This is a genomic window from Streptomyces sp. ID05-39B (assembly GCF_033794725.1).
Taxonomy (GTDB): Bacteria; Actinomycetota; Actinomycetes; order Streptomycetales; family Streptomycetaceae; genus Streptomyces; species Streptomyces bobili.
The window spans coordinates 23621-32506 of the sequence record NZ_JARGEF010000078.1; the positions used below are offsets into that span (position 1 = coordinate 23621).

Consider the following 8886-nt stretch of genomic DNA (forward strand, 5'->3'; position numbering starts at 1 on the left):
CGCTCACCTGCGATGTCGGGCGAAGACGTCGTACTGCTCGAAGGTCGTCCCGAGCGAGAGCCGTGCGGAAAAGATCACATTCCCCATGAACAGCAGAAAGGGCCGCCCCCGCAAGGGGACGGCCCTCTGGTGAAGACCTTCGTCAGTCGCCGTTGCCCGGCGTCGTCTTCTGGATCTGCATCAGGAACTCGGCGTTCGACTTCGTCTGCTTCATCTTGTCGAGAAGCAGCTCGACCGCCTGCTGCTGGTCGAGCGCGTGCAGCACCCGGCGCAGCTTCCAGACGACCCCGAGCTCGTCGGGGGCGAGCAGGATCTCTTCCTTACGGGTGCCGGACGCGTCGACGTCCACCGCCGGGAAGATGCGCTTGTCGGCGAGCTTCCGGTCGAGCTTGAGCTCCATGTTGCCGGTGCCCTTGAACTCCTCGAAGATCACCTCGTCCATGCGGGACCCGGTGTCGACGAGCGCGGTCGCCAGGATGGTGAGCGAGCCACCGTCCTCGATGTTGCGCGCGGCACCGAAGAAGCGCTTCGGCGGGTAGAGGGCCGTCGAGTCGACACCACCGGACAGGATGCGGCCGGAGGCCGGGGCGGCGAGGTTGTACGCACGGCCCAGACGCGTGATCGAGTCGAGCAGGACGACGACGTCGTGGCCCAGCTCCACCAGGCGCTTGGCGCGCTCGATGGCCAGCTCGGCGACCGTGGTGTGGTCCTCGGCCGGGCGGTCGAAGGTCGAGGAGATGACCTCGCCCTTGACCGACCGCTGCATGTCGGTGACCTCTTCCGGACGCTCGTCGACCAGGACGACCATCAGGTGGCACTCGGGGTTGTTGTGCGTGATCGCGTTGGCGATCGCCTGCATGATCATGGTCTTGCCGGTCTTCGGCGGGGCCACGATCAGACCGCGCTGGCCCTTACCGATCGGCGACACGAGGTCGATGATGCGGGTGGTGAGCACGCCCGGGTCCGTCTCCAGGCGGAGGCGGTCCTGCGGGTACAGGGGGGTGAGCTTGTTGAACTCCGGGCGGCCACGGCCGTGTTCGGGCGCCATGCCGTTGACGGAGTCGAGACGCACGAGCGCGTTGAACTTCTCGCGCCGCTCGCCTTCCTTCGGCTGACGGACCGCGCCGGTGACGTGGTCGCCCTTGCGCAGGCCGTTCTTGCGGACCTGGGCGAGGGAGACGTACACATCGTTGGGACCCGGCAGGTAGCCCGACGTACGGATGAAGGCGTAGTTGTCGAGGATGTCGAGGATGCCCGCGACGGGGATCAGGACGTCGTCGTCGGCGACCTGCGGCTCGGCGGTGCCGATCTCGTCACGGCCGCGACGGCCCCGACGGTCCCGGTAACGGCCGCGACGGCCGCGACGGCCGCCCTCGAAGTCGTCGTCGTCCTGCGGGCCGTTGTCGCGCTGGCGGTCCTGACGGTCCTGACGGTCCTGGCGCTCCGGACGGTCCTGGCGGTCCTGACGGCCACCGCTCTGCTGGCCCTGCTGCTGGCGCTGACCGCCCTGGCCCGGCTGGTCGTCACCCTTGCCGCGGCGGTCGCGGTCACGGCCGCGCTCACGGCGGTCGCGGCGACGGCCCTCGGCGCCGTCCGCGTCGGTCCTGGCGTCACCCTGCGGCTGAGCCTGCTCGGTCTGTGTGGCGACCGCGGCGGCCTCGGCCTTCGGCGCGCTCTTCGCCTCGGCGGTGACGGTCTCGGGGCTGCCCGCGTCGGCGGTCGCACGGCGACGGCGGCGCTCGACGGGAGCCTCGCCTCCGCCGCCCGGCTGGCCGGGAATCTCGATCTGCTGCTGGGCCACGGCCTTCTCGGCGGGGGCCTCGGCCGGGGCGGCGTCCGCCTTCTTCTCGGCGGCCTCGTCGCCCGTGCGGGCCTTGGAGGTGGCGCGACGCTTGGGCTTGGTCTCGGCGGCGTCCGCCGCGGGGGCTGTCGCGGCCTTCGCGGCCGGCGCGCCACTTCCCGCCTGCGCCTCCTTGATGACCTCGATCAGCTGGCTCTTGCGCATACGCGCGGTGCCCCTGATGCCCAGGCCGGATGCGACCTGCTGCAACTCGGCCAGCACCATGCCGTCGAGGCCGGTACCGCGGCGCCGCCGGGAGCCGGCACCGGCGGCAGGCGCGGAGGCGTCCGTGGAGGGCGCGGCAGCGGTCTCCTCGACACGTGCGCCCATCAGATCGGTGGTGTCGCTCACGAAGGGTCCTTCCCTGGAGCGGACGTCGGCCTGTCTGGCTCGGCGACCGGTTGTGCTGTCCGACTTCGGTCCTTGCTGTGGCGAAGCCGGGGCGGTTGTCCGCCAAAGCGGCGGAAGAGATTTCTGGTGATGGCGCTTCCTCGACGATCCGTGACACCCAGTGTCACGTGGCGTGGTTGCACCGATTCCGGAGCGTGCCCGTCGGACCGCTCAGCGTCGCTGCACGGCGTACTGCCCAAGTACGACGTACGGAACGCAGTGCGGCGTGGGGAGCTCCCGGAAGAATGTCTGTCCCGGAGGGGGACATGAAGCACCTCGCCATGGTGAGGTCGGGTGCAGACTTGAGGTTAACACTACCGGATCCAACAAACATTCCCCCTCTCGAAATCCGGCAACCGTGTGCTTTCACAAGTCGCCGGAGGGCGCGAGCGGCAGCACGCTCGCCCCCTTGAGATCGAGGCTCAACCGGTTGGCGGCCCATTCCGCACCGGCCAGTCGCTCGACCTTGTCTGCCGTTTCCGCGTCGGCCAGGGCCATCACGGTGGGGCCGGCGCCGGAGATCACCGCGGGGACCCCGTCGGCGCGCAGCCGCTCCACGAGTGCGGCGCTCTCCGGCATGGCGGGAGCCCGGTACTCCTGGTGGAGACGGTCCTCGGTGGCGGGCAGCAGCAGCTCGGGACGCCTGGTCAGCGCCTCGACGAGCAGGGCGGCACGGCCGGCGTTGGTGGCGGCGTCGACATGCGGCACGGTGCGCGGCAGCAGACCGCGCGCGGTCTCGGTCAGGACCGGCTTCCCGGGCACGAAAACCACCGGAACGATGGAATCGGAAGGCTCCATCCTGATCGCCCGCGCGGCGCCGGACTCCATCCAGGAAAGCGTGAACCCGCCGAGCAGGCAGGCCGCGACGTTGTCGGGGTGACCCTCGATCTCGGTCGCCAGCTCGAGCAGGGCGGCGTCGTCGAGGCGGGCCTCGCCGCCTATGGTCACCGCGCGGGCGGCGACGATCCCGGCGCAGATGGCGGCGGAGGAGGAGCCGAGGCCACGGCCGTGCGGAATGCGGTTGGCGCAGACGATCTCCAGGCCGCGCGGCTGGCCGCCCAGGACGTCGAAGGCGGTGCGCAGGGAGCGGACGAGGAGGTGTTTCTCGTCGCGCGGCAGGGTTTCGCTGCCCTCACCCGCGATGTCGATGTGCAGCCCTGAGTCTGCCACCCGGACGACGACGTCGTCGTAGAGCCCCAGCGCGAGGCCCAGGGCGTCGAAGCCCGGACCGAGATTGGCGCTGGTGGCGGGGACGCGCACCCGGACGGCGGCGGCGCGGAACGCTGGACCGGCCATCGCTCGTTGACTCTCCTTGAGCTGCGTGATGGTCGAATGAGATTCGCTGACGTTCGATGACGTGCACAGGACCCTCGGGCCGCTGTGGACGACGCGGCACCGGTGCCGACCGCGCGGGCTGCGGAGGCATATGCGGTAGGCGGGTTCGGTACAGCCTATCGAAGGAAGGTTCTGTGGCGACATAGGGCGCACAGGAGGCGCACGATGCGTGTCGCAAGCCCCCTGTGCACCCCTGACGGGGATTCCCCTACGCCACTGGTCAGACCAGCCCGAGGCGCTCGGCCGCGATCACCGCGTCGACGGGGACGGTCACCGGCTGCGGAGCGCCGGCCACCGCCCAGTCGGGGTCCTTCAGACCGTTGCCCGTGACGGTGCACACGATCGTCTGGCCCGGGTCGACCTTGCCCTGCTCGGCGGCCTTCAGCAGACCGGCCACCGATGCGGCGGACGCGGGCTCCACGAAGACACCCTCCTGCGCGGCCAACAGCCGGTAGGCGCGCAGGATCTCACGGTCCGTCACCTCGTCGATGAGGCCGCCGGACTCGTCCCGCGCCGCCAGCGCGTACTGCCAGGACGCCGGGTTGCCGATGCGGATCGCGGTGGCGACCGTCGACGGGTCCTTCACGATCTCGCCGCGCACGATGGGGGCACTGCCGGAGGCCTGGAAGCCCCACATACGCGGGGTGCGCCCGGCGATCCCGTCGGCGGCGTACTCCTTGTAGCCCTTCCAGTACGCGGTGATGTTGCCCGCGTTGCCGACCGGCAGGACGTGGATGTCGGGGGCGTTCCCGAGCATGTCCACGATCTCGAAGGCGGCCGTCTTCTGCCCCTCGATGCGCACCGGGTTGACCGAATTGACCAGCGCCACGGGGTAGTTGTCGCTCAGCGAGCGGGCCAGCGTGAGGCAGTCGTCGAAGTTGCCGTCGACCTGGAGGATCTTCGCGCCGTGGACGAGGGCCTGCCCCATCTTGCCGAGCGCGATCTTGCCCTGGGGGACGAGGACGGCGCAGACCATGCCCGCGCGCACGGCGTACGCGGCGGCACTGGCCGACGTGTTGCCGGTGGAGGCGCAGATGACCGCCTTGGCGCCCTCCTCCTTGGCGCGGGTGATGGCCATGGTCATCCCGCGGTCCTTGAAGGACCCGGTGGGATTCGCACCCTCGACCTTGAGGTGGACCTCGCAGCCGGTGCGCTCGGAGAGCACCTGCGCGGGCACGAGGGGCGTGCCGCCCTCGCGGAGCGTCACGACCGGCGTGCTGTCGGAAACCGGAAGCCGGTCCCGGTACTCCTCGATGATTCCGCGCCACTGGTGGGTCATTGCTGGCTACTCTCCTTCAACCCGCATGATGCTGGCGACACCCCGCACGGTGTCGAGCTTGCGCAGCGCCTCGACGGTCCCGGTCAGGGAGGCGTCGGACGCGCGGTGGGTGACGACGACGAGGGAGGCCTCGCCGTCCTTACCCTGCTGCCGCACCGTATCGATGGACACCCCGTGCTCGGCGAACACGGTGGCTACCTGCGCCAGGACGCCCGGTTTGTCGGCGACGTCCAGGCTGATGTGGTACCGCGTGACGACATCGCCCATCGGCGACACCGGCAGGGCGGCGTACGCCGACTCGCCGGGCCCCGTCGCCCCGCTGAGCCGGTTGCGGCAGACGGCGACGAGGTCGCCGAGCACGGCGGAGGCGGTGGGAGCACCGCCGGCGCCGGGGCCGTAGAACATGAGCTGACCGGAGGCGTCCGACTCGACGAACACGGCGTTGTAGGCGCCGCGCACGGAGGCGAGCGGGTGGGTCAGCGGGATCATGGCGGGGTGGACGCGCGCGGTGACGGATCCTCCGTCGGCGGCCCGCTCGCAGATGGCGAGCAGTTTGATGGTGCAGCCCATCGCCTTGGCGGAGGCGAAGTCGGAGGCGGTCACCTCGGCCATGCCCTCGCGGTAGACGTCGTCGAGACGCACGCGCGTGTGGAAGGCGATCCCGGCGAGGATGGCGGCCTTGGCGGCGGCGTCGAAGCCCTCGACGTCGGCGGTCGGGTCGGCCTCGGCGTACCCGAGGGCGGTGGCCTCGTCGAGGGCCTCCTGGTAGCCGGCCCCGGTGGAGTCCATCTTGTCGAGGATGAAGTTGGTCGTCCCGTTGACGATGCCCATGACCCGGTTGATCTTGTCGCCGGCGAGGGACTCGCGCAGCGGGCGGATCAGCGGGATGGCGCCGGCGACGGCGGCCTCGTAGTAGAGGTCCTCGCCGTGCTCGTTCGCGGCGGCGTGCAGGGCTGCGCCGTCCTGGGCGAGCAGCGCCTTGTTCGCGGAGACCACGGACGCGCCGTACTCGAAGGCGGTGGTGATGAGGGTGCGGGCGGGCTCGATGCCGCCGATGACCTCGACGACCACGTCGATGTCGCCCCGTTTGACCAGCGCGGTGGCGTCGGTGGTGACGAGCGCGGGGTCGATGCCCTCGCGCACCTTGGAGGGCCGTCGCACCGCCACTCCCGCCAGCTCCACCGGGGCCCCGATCCTGGCGGCGAGGTCGTCGGCGTGCGTCGTCATGATGCGCGCCACCTCTGAGCCGACCACTCCGCAGCCCAGCAGCGCCACCTTCAGCGGACGCGTACGCATCATCCGACCTCGTTTCCTCATACCGTCACGGTTGCACCAGTCTCACTCACCGGACCGGAGTTTCTATCCCTGGTCCGGATCGTGAGACATCTATTTCATTTTCGCGGGGCGACGGACAGGAGATCTTCCACCGCGTCTCCCACCGCGGCTCCCACCCCGTCCTACGCCCCATCTTCCACCCCGCTGAGCTGCGCCTATCCGACGTCGAGCCGGAGCAGGTCCTCCTCCGTCTCGCGCCGGACGATGACGCGGGCCTCGCCCTCGTGCACGGCGACGACCGGCGGCCGCAGCACGTGGTTGTAGTTGCTGGCCATGGACCGGCAGTACGCCCCCGTCGCGGGGACCGCGATCAGGTCACCCGGTGCCAGGTCGGCGGGCAGGAACGCGTCCTTCACCACGATGTCCCCACTCTCGCAGTGCTTGCCCACCACGCGCGACAGCATCGGCGCGGCCTCGGAGACACGGGAGACGAGCGCCACGCTGTACTCGGCGTCGTACAGCGCGGTGCGGATGTTGTCCGACATGCCGCCGTCGACGGAGACGTACGTCCGCAGCCCGTCGAGCGGCTTGACGGTGCCGACCTCGTACAGCGTGAAGGCGGTCGGGCCGACGATGGCGCGGCCGGGCTCGACGGAGATGCGGGGCGTGCGGAGCCTGGCGGACTCACACTCGCGGGTGACGATCTCGGTCAACGCCTTGGCGATCTCGTGCGGCTCACGGGGGTCGTCGTCGCTGGTGTACGCGATGCCGAGGCCACCGCCGAGGTCGATCTCGGGCAGTTCGACACCGTGCTCGTCGCGGATCTCCCTGAGCAGCCCGACGACCCGGTGGGCGGCGACCTCGAAGCCGGACATGTCGAAGATCTGCGACCCGATGTGCGAGTGGATCCCGATCAGTTCCAGCCCGTCGAGCTTGAGAGCCCGCCGCACGGCCTCCGCCGCCTGTCCCCCGGCCAGCGGAATCCCGAACTTCTGGTCCTCGTGCGCGGTGGCGATGAACTCGTGCGTGTGCGCCTCGACGCCCACGGTGATACGGATCTGCACGCGCTGCCGCTTGCCGAGGGACTGCGCGATGTGCGCGACGCGGACGATCTCCTGGAAGGAGTCGAGGACGATCCGCCCGACACCGGCGCGGACGGCCCGCTCGATCTCCTCCGTCGACTTGTTGTTTCCGTGGAAGGCGATGCGGTCGGCAGGCATGCCGGCGGAAAGCGCGGTGGCCAGCTCCCCGCCGGAGCAGACGTCGAGGTTGAGCCCCTCCTCGTGCAGCCACCGCACGACAGCGCGCGACAGAAACGCCTTTCCGGCGTAGAAGACGTCGGCGTCGCTCCCGAAGGCGGTACGCCAGGCGCGGGCCCGGTCCCGGAAGTCGGCCTCGTCGAGGACGTAGGCCGGGGTGCCGTGAACCTCGGCAAGCGTCTTCACGTCGATTCCGCCGACGGTGACGACCCCGAGGGCGTCCCGGCTGACGGTCCGCGACCACACCTTGGGGTCGAGGGAGTTGAGGTCGGCGGGCGGCGCCGAATAGTGCCCCTCCGGAAGGACATCGGCGTGACGGGGCCCGGCGGGGTGTGCGGAACGGCTCATCTTGGGCGTGCTCTCTCAGAGGTGATCGGGTGCGTCGATGCCGAGCAGGGACAGGCCACCGGCCAGCACCGTCCCGGCGGCTTCGGCGAGCGCCAGCCGGGACCGGTGGGCGGCCGAGGGTTTCTCGTCCCCACGGGGAAGAACGGCGGGCAGGAGGACGAGGGTCGCATCGGCGAGCGCGAGGAGGTGCCGGGTGAGGCGGGAGGGCGCGGCCTGGGCATCGGCGTGCGGAAGCGCGACGGCCGTGGCCAGGACACGGGGATGATCCGCGAGAAGGGCCAGGAGTTGCGGGGCCCCCGGGGTGTCCGGGGCGTCCGGGGCTTCCGGGGTGTCCGGGGTGTTCGTGATGTCTGGGGTGTCCGCCGCCTCTACGTCCGTCTCGGGCCCGGTGGTGGTGAATCCCAGGTCCGCGGCATTGCGGCTGACGGCACGGGTGCGCGCGTGGGCGTATCGGATCCGGAAGAGAGGGTTGCTCTCGCGCTGGACCAGATGATCGGCGGTGATGCGGGGCCGGTCGTGCGGGGCGGGATGCAGCAGGGCCCAGCGGGCGGCGTCCGGCCCGAGGAACGCGGGGTCCTCCGGCGCCGCAGCGGGCCGCAGGTTCACCACCCCACCGTGCTCCACCCCACCATGCTCCACCTCGACGCGCCCGCCCTGCGAGCCGACCATCCGCGCCAGCACGTCGGCCAGAACCTCGGCACGGACCTCGTACGGCACGCACAACACGAAGACCTGACCGGCGACGGTGCCGGTGTGGCCGTAGCGCAGCCCCTCGCGCAGGATCCGCCGGACCAGGGCGGTGGAGGTGGCGGCCCGGTCGAGGGTGATGTTGAGGAACCCCGGCCCGGTGATCTCGACATCGGTGACGCCGGCCTCACGCGCGAGGTACCCCCGGAGCAGCGCGGCCACCCGCAACGGGGGCTGCCCCGCGGGGCGGGCCAGCTGAAGGGCGACGTTGGTGGCGTAGTCCCCACACCCACCCGGCCCGGGCCGCCCGACGACCACCCGCGAGGGAACGACCACACTCAGCTGCCCGTCGTCGACAGCACACCGCACTGCGTGCAGCACGGAGCGGGACAACTCGACGGGGGTCACGGGACAAGCGTAGGGGAGGAGGGGGGTGGGTATGCGAGCCGGTTTCAGGTGTCCGGGATGTGGAC

General features: G+C 70.8%; 6 protein-coding genes. All 6 read right to left on the reverse strand.

The annotated features are described in order from the left end of the window. Window positions 1–142: 142 nt before the first annotated feature. The 6 genes from rho to nrtL all read right to left on the reverse strand — a co-directional run bounded on the left by rho (window position 143) and on the right by nrtL (window position 8821). On the reverse strand, window positions 143–2191 hold the full coding sequence (rho, locus tag P1P75_RS18855) for a transcription termination factor Rho (RefSeq protein WP_319256755.1): 2049 nt from the start codon (window positions 2189–2191) through the stop codon (window positions 143–145). Window positions 2192–2596: 405 nt separating this feature from the next. Then, window positions 2597–3526 carry a homoserine kinase gene (gene thrB / locus P1P75_RS18860; protein ID WP_086770601.1) on the reverse strand — a complete coding sequence of 310 codons (930 nt, stop codon included), beginning with the start codon at window positions 3524–3526 and terminating at the stop codon, window positions 2597–2599. Between the two features lie 259 nt (window positions 3527–3785). Further along, window positions 3786–4844: a threonine synthase gene (gene thrC, locus P1P75_RS18865; protein ID WP_150472766.1), complete on the reverse strand. Its 1059-nt coding sequence runs from the start codon at window positions 4842–4844 to the stop codon at window positions 3786–3788. A 6-nt stretch (window positions 4845–4850) separates the two neighbouring features. Further along, complete coding sequence (locus P1P75_RS18870; RefSeq protein WP_073494093.1) at window positions 4851–6143, reverse strand: homoserine dehydrogenase; 1293 nt, start codon at window positions 6141–6143, stop codon at window positions 4851–4853. A gap of 191 nt (window positions 6144–6334) precedes the next feature. After that, complete coding sequence (gene lysA / locus P1P75_RS18875) at window positions 6335–7726, reverse strand: diaminopimelate decarboxylase (protein ID WP_319256756.1); 1392 nt, start codon at window positions 7724–7726, stop codon at window positions 6335–6337. A gap of 15 nt (window positions 7727–7741) precedes the next feature. Beyond that, window positions 7742–8821, reverse strand: coding sequence for an ArgS-related anticodon-binding protein NrtL (gene nrtL, locus P1P75_RS18880; protein ID WP_319256758.1), 1080 nt, complete (start codon window positions 8819–8821; stop codon window positions 7742–7744). Window positions 8822–8886 lie beyond the last annotated feature (65 nt).

Coding starts and splice junctions, on each gene's coding strand:
- thrB (WP_086770601.1), bottom strand. CDS start 3,526: ATGGCCGGTCCAGCGTTCCGCGCCGCCGCCGTCCGGGTGCGCGTCCCC.
- thrC (WP_150472766.1), bottom strand. CDS start 4,844: ATGACCCACCAGTGGCGCGGAATCATCGAGGAGTACCGGGACCGGCTT.
- P1P75_RS18870 (WP_073494093.1), bottom strand. CDS start 6,143: ATGATGCGTACGCGTCCGCTGAAGGTGGCGCTGCTGGGCTGCGGAGTG.
- lysA (WP_319256756.1), bottom strand. CDS start 7,726: ATGAGCCGTTCCGCACACCCCGCCGGGCCCCGTCACGCCGATGTCCTT.